This is a genomic window from Flavobacterium sp. (assembly GCF_036405015.1).
Lineage (GTDB): Bacteria > Bacteroidota > Bacteroidia > Flavobacteriales > Flavobacteriaceae > Flavobacterium.
Genome location: NZ_DASWYK010000030.1, coordinates 1 through 16546, shown reverse-complemented (window position 1 = coordinate 16546; position 16546 = coordinate 1). Strand labels below are relative to the sequence as shown.

Genomic DNA, 16546 nt, shown 5'->3' with positions numbered 1-16546 from the left:
GCAAAAAAGGTGGAAGTGATTCCACCATTTTTATTTTCTCTTTTTATTTATAGAATATAGAAAAGAGAGCATAGATAAATCTTCAAAAAAAGACCAGCATCTTTCCGACTCGTCTTTACTCTATTTTCTTTATTCTTTATTCTTTTTCTTTTTTCATCATCTCAATTCTACACTCTGCAGAACATTTCCTTAACAATTTTTCCTTTAAAAGGACGCTTCAGTTAATTATATTCCCTTTATCGGATATACTGACTTTTCATCCGAAATGTTTTTTCTATAATAAACACTACCCTACCTTTACTAAACCATAACATAGTAGGTTAAGTTTATGGTAGATTTGGGGCAAAAAAGGCGGAAGTGATTCCGCCTTTTTTATTTTCTCTTTTTTTAGAGAATAGAATATAGAAAAGAGAGCATAGATAAATTCTTAAAAAAAAACACATCTTTTCGACTTGTCTTTACTCTATTTTCTTTACTCTATTTTCTTTTTTCACAATTTCAATCCTTACATTCTGCACAACATTTCCTTAACGTTTTATCCTTTAACAGGACACGATAATAAATTATATTCCATTTACCCGATATACTGACTTTTCATCCGAAATGTTTTTTCTATAATACACACTGCTGTACTTTTACTAAACCATAACATTAGTAGGTTAAGTTTATGGTAGATTTGGGGCAAAAAAGGTGGAAGAGATTCCACCTTTTTTATTTTAATTTTTTTAAGAGAATAGAATATAGAAGAAAGAAAATAGATAATTTCTAAAAACAAAAAAAGACGAACACCTTTCGGCACTCGTCTTTTCTCTATGTACTTTACTCTATTTTCTTATTTATCTAAAGCAAATCTTCTTGCCACTTCTGTCCAGTTAATAACACTGAAGAAAGCTTCAATATAATCTGGTCTTCTGTTTTGGTAGTTTAAGTAGTAAGCGTGTTCCCAAACATCCATTCCTAAGATTGGAGTTCCACCGTTACCAGCAACTTCTGGCATTAATGGATTATCTTGATTTGGAGTACCTACAACTTCTAATTTTCCTCCTTTTTGAACAGTTAACCAAGCCCATCCTGAACCAAATTGTGTAGCTCCAGCTTTAGCAAATTTTGCTTTAAACTCATCAAATGATCCGAAAGAAGCTTCGATAGCCGCTAATAAATCACCTGTTGGCAATCCTCCTCCGTTTGGAGACATTACAGTCCAGAATAAATTGTGGTTGTAAAAACCTCCACCATTGTTACGAACTGCAGCGTTAGATTTATCTAAATTGATTAAGATATTTTCGATTGTTTTTCCTTCTAAATCTGTTCCAGCGATTGCTGCATTAAGATTTGTAGTATAAGCATTGTGATGCTTTGTATGGTGGATTTCCATTGTACGTGCATCAATATGTGGTTCTAATGCATCGTATGCATAAGGTAATTGTGGTAATTCAAAAGCCATGATATTCTAATTTTTATGGTTTATAATAATTTATTCCAAATTTAGACATTTAACTTTGGAATTGAAAATACTATTTCGTTATAATTGAATTTAATTAACTGATAATTTACATTTTTATCACATAAACACCTGAAAATCTTTATTTTCCGTTAAACGTAGTCATTGTGTTTTCTAAACCGGCCGTTCCAAAAGTTTTAATTATCTCCGCAGAAGTTTCCAAACGCTCTGGCAGTTTTGCTTCTTCTTCAGCATTCCACTCACCTAATACATAATCAATCTGCTGGCCTTTTTTAAATTGATCACTGATACCAAATCTATAACGTGTATAGTTTTGCGTATTCAGAACTAAATTAATGTTTTTAAGTCCGTTATGGCCGCCGTCGCTTCCTTTTGGTTTAATTCGGATCGTACCGAATGACAAATTTAAATCGTCTGTAATGACTAATATATTCTCTAACGGGATATTTTCTTTATCCATCCAGTATTTTACGGCTTTTCCGCTTAGATTCATGTAAGTATTTGGCTTTAAAAGGAAAAAGGTTCTTCCTTTAAATTTATACTCCGCCATTGAGCCTAATTTTACTGTTTCGAATGAAAGACTTTCTTTTTTGGCTAAAAAATCAAGCACTTTAAATCCGATGTTATGCCTAGTGTTTACGTATTCGGCTCCGATATTTCCTAATCCGACGATTAAATATTTCTTCATACTATCTTCTATGTTCTCTTCTTTTGGTGTTGATGAAAACAGTTTTATTATCCATTTTATCATTTGGCAAAAGTAAGGTTAATTGGGGAATTAGAAAATGTGTCAATTAGATAATTTCCCACTGGTTGCTATTTAACCGCAAAGTTTGCAAAGAGTTTTCGCAGAGAACGCAAAGTTTTTATCTCTAATTTGAGAAATCTTTTAGATTAAAAAATTCGCAAAGCTTGATTTAGACACAGCTTTGCGAACTTAATATTTTAGACATTGCTTGCGCGCTCCAAATAAAAATATCTTGGCGTGCTTTGCGTTAAAAAACTTAACCGCAAAGTTCGCAAAGAGTTTTCGCAGAGAACGCAAAGTTTTTATCCCTAATTTGAGAAATCTTTTAGATTAAAAAATTCGCAAAGTTTGATTTAGACATAGCTTTGCGAACTTAATATTTAGACAATGCTTGCGCTCCAAATAAAAATATCTTGGCGTGCTTTGCGTTAAAAAACTTAACCGCAAAGTTCGCAAAGAGTTTTCGCAGAGAACGCAAAGTTTTTACCTCTAATCTGAGTAAATCTTTAGATTAAAAAGTTCTCAAAGCTTGATTTAGACATAGCTTTGCGAACTTAATATATAGATATTGCTTGTGCCCCAAATTAAAACATCTTAGCGTGCTTTGCGTTAAAAAACTTATGACTTAACCGCAAAGTTCGCAAAGAGTTTTCGCAGAGAACGCAAAGTTTTTAAATCTAATTTGAGAAATCTTTTAGATTACAAAGTTCGCAAAGCTTGATTTAGACATAGCTTTGCGAACTTAATATATAGATATTGCTTGCGCTCCAAACAAAAATATCTTGGCGTGCTTTGCGTTAAAAAAAACTTATGAGTTAACCGCAAAGTTCGCAGAGATTTTGAACTTAGAACCTTAGCAACCTCAGCATCTTAGAACCTCAAAAAAAAAAAGCCCCAATCGAAAGATTGAGGCTTTTTGTATAGTTTGAAAAAAATTATTTTTTCTTTCCTTTTGCTGGAGCTTTTGCAGCTTTTGCAGCTTCTTGAGCAGCTTTCATAGCAGCACGAGAGATTCTTACCTGAGCAACAACTGTGTTGTCTGGGTGCATAACTTTGTACTCTGGTTTTCCAACTTTAGTAACGTATAATTTGTTACCCATTTCAAGTGGAGTGATGTCAGCTTCAACGAAATCAGGAAGATTTGCTGGTAAAGCTTTAACTTTTAATTTACGTTGGTTTAAACGTAAAACACCTCCTGCAAGAACACCTTTAGATGTACCAACGATTTTCACAGGAACTTCCATTGTGATTTCTTTATCATCAAATAATTGGAAGAAGTCAATGTGTAAAATTTTGTCAGATACTGGGTGAACTTGGATATCTTGCAAAATTGCATTGAATGATTTTCCTTTTCCAAGTTCGATCACAACTGTGTGAGCGTTTGGAGTGTAAACCAAGTTTTTGAATGCAGTAACGTCTGCTGAGAAGTGTACTGCCTGGTTTCCTCCGTATAAAACGCAAGGTACCTGTCCAGCATTACGTAAGGCTTTAGTTGACACTTTGCCCACGCTTTCTCTTTCTGATCCTTTAATTGTAATCGATTTCATTGTAAAAAAATATAGTTATTAAATAAATATTCTAATTCTTTAATGTTGCAAATGCTACATTATAAATTTTCCACTAATGGAATTGTTGTGGTGAACCATCTGCATTACCTCAGCAAATAAAGGCGCACAGCTTACCACTTTTATCTTGCTTGACTCTCTCTTTAACGGAATTGAATCTGTTACGATTAATTCTGTTAGTTTTGAGTTTTCAATTTTCTCATACGCGCCACCAGATAAAATAGCGTGTGTACAAATTGCTCTTACACTTAGCGCTCCTTTTTCGATCATTAGGTCTGCCGCTTTCGCTAAAGTTCCTCCTGTATCGATCATATCGTCTACTAAGATTACGTTACGTCCTTTTACTTCACCAATAAGTTCCATAGTGTCGATAACGTTGGCTGCTTTTCTTTGTTTGTAACAGATTACTACGTCTGATTCTAAAAACTTAGAGTAAGCATATGCTCTTTTTGAACCTCCCATATCTGGAGATGCAATTGTCAAATTTTCTAAATTTAAACTTTCTACATATGGTAAAAAGATAGTAGATGCAAATAAATGATCTACTGGTTTTTCAAAGAATCCTTGAATTTGGTCTGCGTGCAAATCCATTGTCATGATTCTTGTTGCTCCTGCAGCTGTTAATAGGTTTGCTACTAACTTTGCTCCAATCGGAACTCTTGGTTTGTCTTTTCTATCCTGTCTTGCCCAACCAAAATAAGGCATAACAGCTGTAATATGTCTTGCTGATGCACGTTTTGCCGCATCAATCATTAACAACAATTCCATCAGATTATCTGCACTTGGAAAAGTTGAACATACGATAAATACTCGTAAACCTCTAATTGATTCTTCGTAAGATGGCTGAAATTCTCCATCGCTATACGTTGACATCGTTACTTTTCCTAACGGAATTCCGTAGTCTTTTGCAATTTTTTCTGCAAGATAAACACTTTGTGAACAAGCAAAAATTTTAGCTTCTGGTTCTAGGTGCGACATTATAATGTGTTGTTTTATTCCGTTACATTTTTTTACAATACGTCTTTATCTTTTCGGATAAAGCTGAGTCGCATAAATGCCTCGGATGTAGTTAGTTGTGTGTGCTTCGTTTTAACGAGGTGCAAATTTATAAAATTTATTGGACACTGAAAGCAAAAATTTAAGTATTTTTAGTAGTTGGTTTAAAATTATTTTTTACATTTGCACCGTGTTAAAGGAATGACGCCATTTATGACTTCATTCTATTGCGTTAAAATAATCAATTTTGATTGTTTTTTCGTCTGCTAAGCCCGGATGGCGGAATTGGTAGACGCGCTGGTCTCAAACACCTGTGGGAAACCGTGCCGGTTCGACTCCGGCTCCGGGTACTTAAAGCCTCTTCTTAACGGAAGAGGTTTTTTTTATGCTTTTTTAAACCATATAAGCCATATAAGTAAATATAACTACGCGCTTAAAGCTCTTTATTTAAATGAACTTATGTGACTTATATGGTTCCAACCTCACAACTTACATTATGCAAAACTGGAAAATTGCAGGAATTAGCAATAAAACACAGCTGATTTGCTTTTTGATGCAGTTCTAAAGCTAATTCTATTTTACTTGAATCTGTAATTGTAACTTTTGGATTTAATCGAACTGCTGTAAAACGGCCACTTCCATCTGGATTTACTTCTAATGTTGCTTCCGCATTGTCTGAATAGCTCAAAACTTCTATTCCGTTTTGGGAACAGGCGTATAAATACGACATCATGTGGCAGGAAACTAAACTGCTTAACAACAAATCTTCCGGATTGTATAATTCTGGATCACCTTTAAAAGCTTTTGCTGCAGAAATACCCAAAACTGGTTTTCCTTCAATTTGAATTTGATGGCTTTTACCGTAGAATCTTTTTGATTCTTCTTGATTTTGTTTTGAAGACCAGTTTAGTTGTGCTTTGAATAGATGTTTAAATGCCATAATTTTTTCTGCCACGAATTCACGAATTATATAGATTGAAATAAATGCAAAAATCAAATTTCACAAATTTCATAATCTAAAATTCGTGAATTCGTGGCTAAAAAACAAAAAACCTCGAAAGCATATCACTTTCGAGGTTTTTTAAAGAACTAAACTAATTAACAAATTCTAAAAAATTATTTTTTTACTGAAAACTTAAAGGTAGTTTTCGTTTTGTAATTTTCTCCTGGGTTTAAAACCGTTGTTGGGAAATTTTTCTGGTTTGGAGAATCTGGATAATGTTCTGTTTCTAGACATAATGCCGTTCTGTGTCCAAAAGTTCCTCCGTTTGGCATTGGTAAAGTTCCGTCAAGGAAGTTTCCAGAGTAGAACTGAATTCCAGGTTCGTCTGTTGTCATTTCCATAACTCTTCCGCTTGCTGCGTGGTATACTTTTGCAATGATTGTTTTTCCTTTTTCAGGATTGTTCAATACCCAGCAGTGATCGTAACCTTTTCCTCTTTCTAACTGCTCGTTTTTAGCATTGATATCTTTTCCAATTAATTTTGGAGTTCTGAAATCGAAAGGAGTGCCAGCAACATCATCTAATTTTCCTGTTGGAATTAAAGTAGCATCTACTGGAACTAATTTGTCTGCATTTAAAGTCAATTCGTGATCTAAGATTGTTTTGGTAAAATCTCCAGATAAATTGAAGTATGAATGTTGCGTCAAATTAACAACCGTTTTTTTGTCTGTCGTTGCTTCGTAAAGCACTTCTAACTGATTGTCATTTGTCAATGTATACGTTACAATAACCTTTAGGTTTCCTGGATAACCTTCTTCCATATCTTTACTTAAATACGAAAGTTTTAAAGTTGCTGTTTCTCCAGCTTTTGCTTCTTCAGCTTTCCAAACTACATTAAAATATCCTTGCGGACCGCCGTGTAAAGCATTTGGCGCATTGTTAATTGCTAATTGATATTCTTTTCCGTCAAGCGAAAATTTACCTTTTGCAATTCGGTTTCCGTATCTTCCGATTAAAGCTCCAAAAAATGGATTTTCTTTTTCGTATTGTGCCAAAGAACTAAATCCGATTACTACATTTTCAGAAACACCTGCTTTATTAGGCACTTTCAAATCTGTAATTCTTCCTCCAAAAGTGATGATGTCCACTTCCATCCCATTTTGGTTTTTCAGTTTATAGCTTTCTACTTTTTCGCCTTTGGCAGTAGTTCCGTATTCCGATTTATCGATGGTAACCAATGCTTTTCCATCAGTTGCAACTTTTTCTGTATCGGCTTTTTTATCGCCTTTACACTGAACTGAAACTGCAGCCAAACTTAAAAGGCCGATTCCGAAAACACAACGTTTTAATGCATTCATAAATGATATTTTTTTGGTTTGTGAAATGTTAGATGTTAAAAGTAATTCATTTGAACGTAATATTTCGACGCAGATGAAGCAGATTCGCTACCGCGAAGACGCTGATTTATACGGATTTTTTAAATTAGAAATCTGTTTTTATCTGCGCTTTTGCGATAGCAAATCCGTTTTATCTGAGTTTTAATTTTTATGCGTAATTTACTTCAAGCTAAAAGTAGCAAAAAACTTAGAATCTTAGCAACTTAGAACCTTAGCACCTCCAATTAAAGTCCATGTTGAAACAAATGGAAGTATGCTTCGTTCGCATTGATTTTATCTTTAAACTCTCTTACCGTTGTTTTTTCATCAATTACCAATAATTCGATTCCAGCGATGTCTGCAAAATCTTCCATATATTCTGTTGTGATAGATTGGCTGTAAACCGTGTGGTGTGCTCCACCTGCTAAAATCCAAGCTGTTGCTGCCACTTCTAAATTTGGTTTACAATCCCAAAGAACGCGTGCAACAGGAAGTTTTGGTAGTTCTGCCATTGGTTTTACTGCTTCCACTTCGTTCACGATTAAACGGAAACGAGTTCCCATATCCACCAAAGAAACGTTGATTGCGTCACCTGCAGGAGAATTAAATACCAAACGAGCTGGATCTTCTTTTCCTCCAATTCCTAAAGGATGTACTTCACAAGAAGGTTTTCCGTCAGCGATTGATGGACAGATTTCCAACATGTGAGAACCTAAAACATAAGATTTTTGTGGTGTGAAGTGGTATGTATAATCTTCCATGAAAGAAGTTCCTCCTTCAAGACCAACACACATTACTTTTAAAGCTCTTACCATTGCAGCTGTTTTCCAGTCTCCTTCTCCACCAAAACCATAACCATCGGCCATTAATCTTTGTGTTGCGATTCCTGGCAATTGTTTCCAAACTCCAAGGTTTTCAAATGTATCTGTAAAAGCTCCAAATCCTCCTTCTTCAAGGAAAGCTCTTAATCCTAATTCGATTTTTGCTGCTTCAACTAATGAACTTCTTTGTGCTCCTCCTTCTTTTAAAGAATCAGTTAAGTTATAAGAAGACTCATAAACGGCTAGTAAATCAGCTAATTGTTTGTCTGTTACTTTCTCAATATGTTTGGTAACGTCTGAAGAATCGTATCCGTTTACAGACATTCCGAAACGAATTTGAGCTTCCACTTTGTCTCCTTCTGTAACGGCAACTTCACGCATATTGTCACCAATACGAGCTACTTTTAAGTTTTGAAGTTCGTCCCATCCTAAGACAACTCTTGACCAAATTCCTAATTGTTTTTGAACTCTTTGGTCTTCCCAATGTCCTACAACAACTTTACGTTTTTTACGCAAACGAGACATCATGAAACCGAATTCACGATCTCCGTGAGCCGATTGATTCAAGTTCATGAAATCCATATCGATGCTTCCCCACGGAATTTCAGCATTGTATTGTGTATGTAAGTGGCATAATGGTTTTTTAAGGATATTTAATCCACCAATCCACATTTTTGCTGGTGAGAAAGTGTGCATCCAAGCAATAATTCCGATACAGTTTTTCTCAGAATTCGCCGCCAAACAAACATCTAAAATTTGCGATGGAGATTTTACCACATCTTTATAAACCACTTTTACTGGAATTGAAGAGGAAGCGTCTAATCCTTTTGCCATTATCTGAGAATGCTCAGCAACTTTTCTAAGTGTTTCTTCACCATATAATTCTTGGCTTCCTACTACAAACCATACTTCTTTTTGAGAAATGTCTATCATTTTGTTATTTTTTGTTTCAAGTTTCACGTTCCATCCCGATAGCTATCGGGATTTTAATCTGAAAATCTTGAATTGTTATGTTTACTATTTTATTTTTGGTTTTGTGCTGTTTCAGATTTCAATCCTAAATCTAAAATCTAAAATCTACACTCTATAATCTAAAATCATTATTGTCCGTAGTACGAATCTTTTCCGTGTTTACGGTTGTAATGTTTCTTTATTAATGAATCTTTTAATCTTGGTGCGTTTGGATTTATTTGTAAAGTCAGGTACGCCATTTCTGCCACAACTTCTAAAACTTTACTGTTATAAACCGCTTTTGCAGCGTTTTTTCCCCATGCAAACGGACCGTGATTTCCAATTAAAATCATTTCTACTTCTTCATAAGAAAGATTTTTTTCTTTGAAGCAATCCAAAATCTGAATTCCAGTATTGTGTTCGTAATTTCCTTCAATTAAATGATCTGCCATTGGCGGTGCACACGGAATATTAGCTGTTAAGTGATCAGCGTGCGTTGTTCCGAAAATCGGAATATCTTGCTGTGATTGTGCCCACGCCACAGAATACGTTGCATGTGTATGAGCCACTCCACCAATATTTGGCCAGTGTTTGTATAAATACGCATGCGTTTTTGTATCTGATGACGGACGCATCGTTCCTTCAATAACGTTATTATCGAAATCAACAATTACAATATCTTCAGGTTTTAAATCTTCGTAAGGAACACCGCTTGGTTTAATGGCAAAAACACCATTTTTTCTGTCCACAGCGCTTACATTTCCGAAAGTATAGACCACCAAATTCAATGCATTTAGCTGCATGTTGGCTTCGTAACATTCTTGTTTTAAATCTTTATAAAGAGAACTCATTTTGAGAAATTTTAATAGTTGGATCTGCAAAAGCGCTTAATTGTTCGTAAGCCAAAAGCAGTTTATGATACGCTTCAACTTTATCAGTTTGAGGGAAATATTCTCCGTCAAAATCACTTCCGATTTTTTGACTTGCTTCGATTACATTTGGATAAATTCCAGCTGCAACTGCTGCATAAATTGCTGCACCTAAAGCAGGTGTCTGGTCTGAAGCTGCTACTTTAATTGGCTTGTTTAAGACATTAGCCAAAGTCTGCATGATGAAAGGCGATTTACGAGCAACACCACCGATTCCGATAACGCTGTCGATTTTTACACCTTCTTCTTCAAAACGGTCTACAATTTTCTTCGCTCCAAAACAGATTGCGTTTACTAAAGCTTTGAAAATATGAGGCGCTTTTGTTCCTAATGATAAGTTTGAAATCGCACTTTTCACTTCCTGATTTGCATCTGGAGTTCTTCGTCCGTTAATCCAATCTAAAGCAATTGGAAGACTTTCAGAAACTGGAATTTTTTCTGCTTCTTTCGTTAATTCAACAATTAATTTATCGCTGAATTCTTCTCTTAATTGTTCTTTTTGAGCATCATTTAAAGTTGATGAAGAAGCTAATAAATGTTCTGTCGGCCACATTAGCAATTCTTTGTACCAAGCCAATAAATCACCAAAAGCCGATTGCCCTGCTTCCAAACCAATAAATCCTGGAATTACAGATCCGTCAACTTGACCGCAGATACCGCGAACGGTTTTTGTTCCCACCTCATCATAAGAACCAACAAGGATATCACAAGTTGAAGTTCCCATAACGCGAACTAAAGTATTCTCTTCGATTTTAGCTCCAACTGCACCAGAATGCGCGTCGAAAGTTCCAACAGCCACAACAGTTTCTGCAGAAAGTCCTAAACGGTCAGCCCATTCTTGGCTTAATTTTCCGGCAACTAAATCTGAAGTATAGGTTTCATCGTATAAATTGCCACGTAAAGTCGCTAAATACGGATGTAATTTTTCTAAGAATTCAACTGGCGGTAATCCGTTCCAGTCTGCGTGCCACATCGCTTTGTGACCTGCTGCGCAACGACTTCTTTTGAAGGTTTTTAAGTCTTTATCTTCAATCAATAAATACGTCATTAAATCGCAGTGCTCCATCCAAGTGTGTGCTGCATTTCTAACCGCTTCGTCTTGTCTTGCAATGTGAAGAATTTTTGCCCAAAACCATTCAGAAGAGTAAATTCCTCCAACGTATTTTGTCACGTCTTCTCCGCCCCAGCTTACTGCTAGTTCGTTGATTTCGTTTGCTTCATTTATAGAAGTGTGGTCTTTCCATAAAACCATCATTGCGTTTGGATTTTCTTCAAAACCTTTTGTCAAGGCTAATGGCGTTCCGTCTGCTGTAACTGGAACTGGTGAAGATCCTGTTGTATCAATACAAATTCCGCGAACCAATGACGGATCAACTTTACTTTCTTTTACAACATTTTGAATCGTGATTTCTAATCCTTCAATATGATCCAAAGGATGTTGGCGAAATTGGTTTATAGAGGCGTCACAATATTGTTTGTTTTTCCATCTTTTGTAATGAGAAACATTCGATGCCAGCTCCTGCCCATTTTCTGTGTCAATAAGCACCGCACGAACAGAATCTGTTCCGTAGTCCAATCCTATTACATAATTTTTCATTCGTATTTTATTTTAAATATTGACAAATATAGATATAAATATTTTATAAGTGTACAAAAAACACTTAACTGAAATTGCATAATTAATTTTTGCTATAAATGCATTAAAACAGCATTTTAGCCTTCAAACAAAAAATAAATGTTAATAATACATTTACAACACTGCGATTAATTCACGAAAATTTAGAATATACTGTTTTTTTTACCACAGATTTCACAGATTAAAATGATTTTTTACAAGCAGTAACTCTAAAAAAAGCGCGCTAAATTTCTTTTTCTATTCTCTATTTTCTATTCTCTTTACTCTTTATAATCCAACCAAACTTTCATTTTTCCAACTCCTCGATTTGACCATGAATAATACGGAATTGCTTTCAACTTTGAATTTTCAATCACATTTACTCCTTGTAATAGATTGGCTTCTTTTTTTACTTTGAAAGCATCTGAAGATGTCACATCAATTTTATCGAAATTGGTTTTGTTATCCATTTCTTCAACAGCATAAACCAGCGGACCATATTCTAAAGAAACTTTGTTTGCATTGGTTACCACTTTTGGATTGGTTACCACTTCCTGCACTTCCATTGGAAGATTCAAATTGATTTTATCTCCTTTTTTCCAATTTCTTGTAATAGTGAAATATCCATTTTCTGGCTGAATTGCTAGAATTTCTCCATTTAAGTTGATTGTTGCTTTTTGAGTCGAAGCTTTTTTATAGCTATATAAATCTCCAGGCAAAACCTCATTTCTTGACCATCCTGGAACGCGAAGTTTGATGGTGAATTTGCTTTCTTTTTTAGGATTTACCGAAATCGCTATTTTCCCATTCCATGGATATGAAGTCTGTTGTGAAATCTGTAAATCTGTTTTTCCTAATTTAAAAGAAGCATTGTTGGAAGCATATAAATTCACATACAAAACATCGTTTGTTTTAGAATAAATCAGTCCCGGAATTGAAGGGATAAAACGAATCAAATTGGTTGGACAACAAGAACAGTCAAACCATCCTTGACGTGTACAAGAACCGCGATTTGATTTGTAAACGCCGTCTGCTTCTAAAGCATTTGGATAGAAAAATTGTTTTCCGTCAAGCGAAATACCCGAAATTAGTCCGTTGTACATCGTCCTTTCGATAACATCAAAATATTTAGAAGCTCCATACAAATTATGTAATCTATGATTCCAATAAACATCACCAATTGCAGCGCAAGTTTCGTTGTATGCTGTTAAATTCGGTAATTCATAATTTACTCCAAATGCTTCGCCGTCGTGTCTAGATCCGATTCCACCTGTGATATACATTTTTTTGTTGACCATGTTTTCCCACAGATTGTTTACAGCATTTTCATACCCTTTGTCTTTCATCAAAGCCGCAATATCTGTCATTCCCGCGTACATGTAAACTGCTCTTACGGCATGACCAACTGCTTCTTTTTGCTCCAGAATCGGAATATGATCCTGTGCATATTCTCCGTAGAGTTTATGATTTTTTGGATTTCCGCGATTGTCTAAATAGTATTTCGCCAAATTCAGATATTCTTTTTTTCCCGTAATTTGATACAATTTCAACAAACCAGTTTCTACAATCTGATGCCCTGGAACACCTTTTACTTGTCCCAGATTATCGCCAAAAGTACGAACCAGCATATCGGCCGCTTTTATGGCAATTTCCAAAAAATTAGTTTTTCCTGTCGCTTCATAATGTACAATTGCGGCTTCGATTAAATGTCCAGGATTGTATAATTCATGACTGATTTGCAAAGATTCCCAACGTTTTCCTTCAATAACCGGAACCCAGGTTGCTGGCGGTTTTGCTGGATTGATCGTTCTCCAAGTCGTAATATATCCGTCTGGTTCCTGACCGATTTTTACAATTGCAATCATCGAATCCAAAACTCTTTCCAATTTCGGATTTGGTGCGCTGATTAAAGTGTTCGATGCTCCTTCAATAATCTTATAAACGTCCGTATCATCAAAAGGCATATCTCCTCTTGTTGTTCCTGTTTTTTGTTTCCCCGCAATCAAAAAGTTCTCGAAACGACCTTCTTCATCGCATTTTTTAATAGCATAATCAATTGTAACTTCCTGTACTCTTTTTATAATTGGCAACCAAAAAGAATCGGTCAGTTTTACATTTTGAATGTTTACAGGTTCGATCTCATATCCAGCTTTTAGAGCAGAAGTTTTATCATTCGACAGCACCTGATTGTTTTTGGTTTCTTTACAGGAAACCAAAAACAAAGCCCATAAAAAAGTGCCTACTAAGTAAAATTTATATTTTTTCATCATTTTTGAATTATTTTCCTTCCAAAACCAAAACAGAGTAAGGTGGCAATGTTATTTCAAGTTTTCCTTTTTTGTTCTCAAAACCTTTAAAAGCAACTGGAACAATTTTATTTGGATTTTCGAAAGAGTTATAATCCTGTAATTTTGAAGCCGTAATAATGCTTCCCGTAAAGTTTTTTGCTCCAAGATCTTTTACATCAATTTCGATTTTGTTCTTATTTACTGCATCAACGTTTACCAATGAAATATGAATCGCGCCGTTTTGATCTTTTGATACAGAAGCTGAAACTGCTGGAATACTTTGTCCATCGTAAGTATAGAGAGGCGATTTAAAATCGACCGGTAGTAATTTAGCATCTTGATGCACGCTATACATTTTCATTACATGATACGTTGGAGTTGTAATCATTTTGGCTTTGTCTGTTAAGATCACAGCCTGAAGTACATTAACACATTGTGCTAAATTGGCCATGCGAACACGATCTGCGTGATTATTGAAAATATTCAATGTAGCTCCAGCTAAAACAGCATCTCTCATTGTATTCTGCTGATATAAAAACCCTGGATTTGTACCTTTTTGCACTTCATACCAACCTCCCCATTCGTCGACAATCATAGCTACTTTTTTCTCAGGATCATATTTATCCATAATAGCTGCGTGCTTGGTTACCAATTCTTCCATTTTTAAAGCGGACTTCATGGTTTCGAAATATTGCTTTTCGCTAAAATCAACATCAGAACCTTTTTTGTCCCAATTGATGACAGCATAATGATGAACGCCTAATCCGCCCAGCATATTTCGTGGAATATTTTTCATTAAAACTTCTGTCCAGTTGTAATCTGAACTATTAGATCCTGAAGCAATCCTTGTAATGCCACCTGTATTGCTCCAATCTGACATGAAAGTTGCAAATTTTCGATATTCATTAGCATAATATTCTGCAGTCATGTTTCCTCCGCAACCCCAAGCTTCATTTCCAATTCCCCAGTATTTTACTTTCCAAGGCTCTGTTCTTCCATTTTTCTTGCGAAGATCACTCATCGGACTTTTTCCAGCGAAATTGGTATACTGAACCCAATCTGCTAATTCTTGAACCGTTCCGCTTCCAACATTTCCAGACAAATACGGTTCAGCCCCAAGTAATTCACACATATTTAAAAAATCATGTGTCCCGAAACTATTGTCCTCTGTAACACCTCCCCACCATTGGTTTACAATTGTTGGTCGTTGTTCTTTCGGGCCAATTCCGTCTTTCCAATGATAGGTATCTGCAAAGCAGCCTCCTGGCCATCTTAAATTCGGAATTTTTAAATCTTTTAAGGCTTTTATAATATCATTTCGAACTCCTTGTGTATTTGGAATTTTTGAAGTATCCCCAACAAAAAAACCTCCATAAATACAGTGGCCTAAATGTTCTGCAAAATGTCCATAAATATTTCTGTTAATAGTTGGAGCCGAAGCATCATTTTTTATAGCAATGGATACGGATTCTTTCTGGGCAAATATTGTTTGAAAACAGCATGCAACAAACAATATGAAAAGTGGTTTTTTCATCGTTTTTTGGTTTTTGGGAAACCTAAAAAAATATGGTGGTTGCATATTTTTAGAGGATTTTGGTTTTTTAGTTTAATAAGTGTCTGTTTGACATTTGTAAATTTAAATAAAAAAAAGTCACTTAAAAAAATAAAAATCTCAGAACAACTGGTTGCAAAAAACAAATTCTGTAATTTAACCTTCGGAACTGGCAGAAATAAAGGGCTGCATTAAGATTTACAGCAAGTCTATGATTTTTAAAAATCTACAAAAAAGTTTAATTTTTTAACGATTTGTAACAATTTCTTAAAATTTTAGATTTCCCAAAAACGAAATAATAGTCTTCAGTTTAATTCTCTTTTAAAAATGTTTCTACCTTTGACCCGTGATTTTGAGGCGAATTACAGAGAAATCACCCTCAAAAATTAAATATTATTGTTACAGTTTTAACATAAGTGTAAAAACTACATTAACAAATTATGAAACGTTTTAGGAAGTTTATATATTTACCATCCAAATTAATTATATATGTTAAACAACTATAGCTCTGCTGATAAAGTTTTACTGGCAGTGGACTGCATCATTTTTGGATTTGATCATGAAGGTCTGAAAATACTTTTGATTCAAAGGGATTTTGAACCTGAGAAAGGAAAATGGTCTTTGATTGGAGGTTTTTTAAAACGTGATGAAGTTTTAGATACTGCGGCCACCAGAATATTAAATACCTACACAGGTCTGAACGATATTTATATGGAGCAATTGTATGCTTACAGCGAAATTGATCGTGACCCTGTAGAAAGAACCATTTCGGTTTCGTATTTTGCTTTAATTAATATCGAAAACCACAATGCCGAACTGATTCAGAATTACCATGCAGAATGGTTTCCAATTAACGATGCACCAAACTTAATTTTTGACCATAACGAAATGGTTGACAATGCAATTAAGAGACTTCGATACAAAACTTCTATTAAACCAATTGGTTTTGAACTGCTTCCGGAAAAATTTACGATGCGTCAGCTTTTAGAATTATATGAAGCTATTTTGAGCAAAGAATTGGATAAAAGAAATTTCATCAGCAAAATTAATTCTTTGGAAATCTTAAATAAACTGGACGAAAAAGACATGCAGTCTTCTCGAAAAGGCTCTTACCTATACACTTTTAATAAAGAGAAATACGAAGAAAAATTATTGAATAATTTTGTATTGAATTTATAAAACTTATTCTTTCTCTCGCAGATTTAGCTGATCCTTTATTTAAAAAAATCAACTAAATCTGCGAGAGAAATTTATAAAGAATTTCGCAAAATAAGCGCTGATTTGTTTTCGATCTGCTCTT

At 34.8% G+C, this 16546-nt stretch carries 12 protein-coding genes and 1 tRNA gene; 2 read left to right on the top strand and 11 right to left on the bottom strand.

What is annotated here, in order from left to right:
• Positions 1-832: 832 nt before the first annotated feature.
• The 4 genes from VGE71_RS02610 to VGE71_RS02595 form a co-directional block, all read right to left on the bottom strand.
• Positions 833-1444, bottom strand: coding sequence for a superoxide dismutase (locus VGE71_RS02610; RefSeq protein ID WP_179000806.1), 612 nt, complete (start codon positions 1442-1444; stop codon positions 833-835).
• 139 nt (positions 1445-1583) lie between these two features.
• Positions 1584-2213: an aminoacyl-tRNA hydrolase gene (gene pth, locus VGE71_RS02605; RefSeq protein WP_331136901.1), complete on the bottom strand. Its 630-nt coding sequence runs from the start codon at positions 2211-2213 to the stop codon at positions 1584-1586.
• Positions 2214-3145: 932 nt separating this feature from the next.
• On the bottom strand, positions 3146-3757 hold the full coding sequence (locus tag VGE71_RS02600; RefSeq protein WP_144216196.1) for a 50S ribosomal protein L25/general stress protein Ctc: 612 nt from the start codon (positions 3755-3757) through the stop codon (positions 3146-3148).
• 54 nt (positions 3758-3811) lie between these two features.
• Entirely contained in the window at positions 3812-4753 is a 942-nt protein-coding gene (locus VGE71_RS02595; RefSeq protein WP_331136900.1) for a ribose-phosphate pyrophosphokinase, read from the bottom strand.
• A 288-nt stretch (positions 4754-5041) separates the two neighbouring features.
• Here VGE71_RS02595 and VGE71_RS02590 point away from each other — a divergent pair.
• Positions 5042-5121, top strand: a tRNA-Leu gene (locus tag VGE71_RS02590).
• Positions 5122-5237: 116 nt separating this feature from the next.
• Here VGE71_RS02590 and VGE71_RS02585 read toward each other — a convergent pair.
• The 7 genes from VGE71_RS02585 to VGE71_RS02555 form a co-directional block, all read right to left on the bottom strand.
• Positions 5238-5711: an OsmC family protein gene (locus VGE71_RS02585; protein WP_331136899.1), complete on the bottom strand. Its 474-nt coding sequence runs from the start codon at positions 5709-5711 to the stop codon at positions 5238-5240.
• Between the two features lie 176 nt (positions 5712-5887).
• Entirely contained in the window at positions 5888-7072 is a 1185-nt protein-coding gene (locus VGE71_RS02580) for an aldose epimerase family protein (protein WP_331136898.1), read from the bottom strand.
• 263 nt (positions 7073-7335) lie between these two features.
• A complete protein-coding gene (araA, locus tag VGE71_RS02575; RefSeq protein ID WP_144216204.1) occupies positions 7336-8844 on the bottom strand; it encodes an L-arabinose isomerase in 1509 nt (502 codons plus the stop codon).
• Between the two features lie 167 nt (positions 8845-9011).
• Positions 9012-9713, bottom strand: coding sequence for an L-ribulose-5-phosphate 4-epimerase (locus tag VGE71_RS02570; RefSeq protein WP_331136897.1), 702 nt, complete (start codon positions 9711-9713; stop codon positions 9012-9014).
• Positions 9697-11388 (bottom strand): ribulokinase, encoded by a 1692-nt coding sequence (locus VGE71_RS02565; protein ID WP_331136896.1) that lies wholly within the window; start codon positions 11386-11388, stop codon positions 9697-9699. The genes VGE71_RS02570 and VGE71_RS02565 overlap by 17 nt, the downstream gene beginning before the upstream one ends.
• 299 nt (positions 11389-11687) lie before the next feature.
• Positions 11688-13673 (bottom strand): glycoside hydrolase family 127 protein, encoded by a 1986-nt coding sequence (locus VGE71_RS02560; protein ID WP_331136895.1) that lies wholly within the window; start codon positions 13671-13673, stop codon positions 11688-11690.
• A 10-nt stretch (positions 13674-13683) separates the two neighbouring features.
• Positions 13684-15228, bottom strand: coding sequence for an alpha-N-arabinofuranosidase (locus VGE71_RS02555; RefSeq protein ID WP_331136894.1), 1545 nt, complete (start codon positions 15226-15228; stop codon positions 13684-13686).
• 507 nt (positions 15229-15735) lie between these two features.
• Between VGE71_RS02555 and VGE71_RS02550 the strand changes: the two genes are divergently transcribed.
• Positions 15736-16425: an NUDIX hydrolase gene (locus VGE71_RS02550; protein WP_144216214.1), complete on the top strand. Its 690-nt coding sequence runs from the start codon at positions 15736-15738 to the stop codon at positions 16423-16425.
• The last annotated feature ends 121 nt before the right edge of the window (positions 16426-16546 follow it).

Bases quoted from the DNA above. Each gene is read 5' to 3' on its own strand.
- VGE71_RS02610 (WP_179000806.1), bottom strand. From the start codon at position 1,444: ATGGCTTTTGAATTACCACAATTACCTTATGCATACGATGCATTAGAA.
- pth (WP_331136901.1), bottom strand. From the start codon at position 2,213: ATGATAAAATGGATAATAAAACTGTTTTCATCAACACCAAAAGAAGAG.
- VGE71_RS02600 (WP_144216196.1), bottom strand. From the start codon at position 3,757: ATGAAATCGATTACAATTAAAGGATCAGAAAGAGAAAGCGTGGGCAAA.
- VGE71_RS02595 (WP_331136900.1), bottom strand. From the start codon at position 4,753: ATGTCGCACCTAGAACCAGAAGCTAAAATTTTTGCTTGTTCACAAAGT.
- VGE71_RS02585 (WP_331136899.1), bottom strand. From the start codon at position 5,711: ATGGCATTTAAACATCTATTCAAAGCACAACTAAACTGGTCTTCAAAA.
- VGE71_RS02580 (WP_331136898.1), bottom strand. From the start codon at position 7,072: ATGAATGCATTAAAACGTTGTGTTTTCGGAATCGGCCTTTTAAGTTTG.
- araA (WP_144216204.1), bottom strand. From the start codon at position 8,844: ATGATAGACATTTCTCAAAAAGAAGTATGGTTTGTAGTAGGAAGCCAA.
- VGE71_RS02570 (WP_331136897.1), bottom strand. From the start codon at position 9,713: ATGAGTTCTCTTTATAAAGATTTAAAACAAGAATGTTACGAAGCCAAC.
- VGE71_RS02565 (WP_331136896.1), bottom strand. From the start codon at position 11,388: ATGAAAAATTATGTAATAGGATTGGACTACGGAACAGATTCTGTTCGT.
- VGE71_RS02560 (WP_331136895.1), bottom strand. From the start codon at position 13,673: ATGAAAAAATATAAATTTTACTTAGTAGGCACTTTTTTATGGGCTTTG.
- VGE71_RS02555 (WP_331136894.1), bottom strand. From the start codon at position 15,228: ATGAAAAAACCACTTTTCATATTGTTTGTTGCATGCTGTTTTCAAACA.
- VGE71_RS02550 (WP_144216214.1), top strand. From the start codon at position 15,736: ATGTTAAACAACTATAGCTCTGCTGATAAAGTTTTACTGGCAGTGGAC.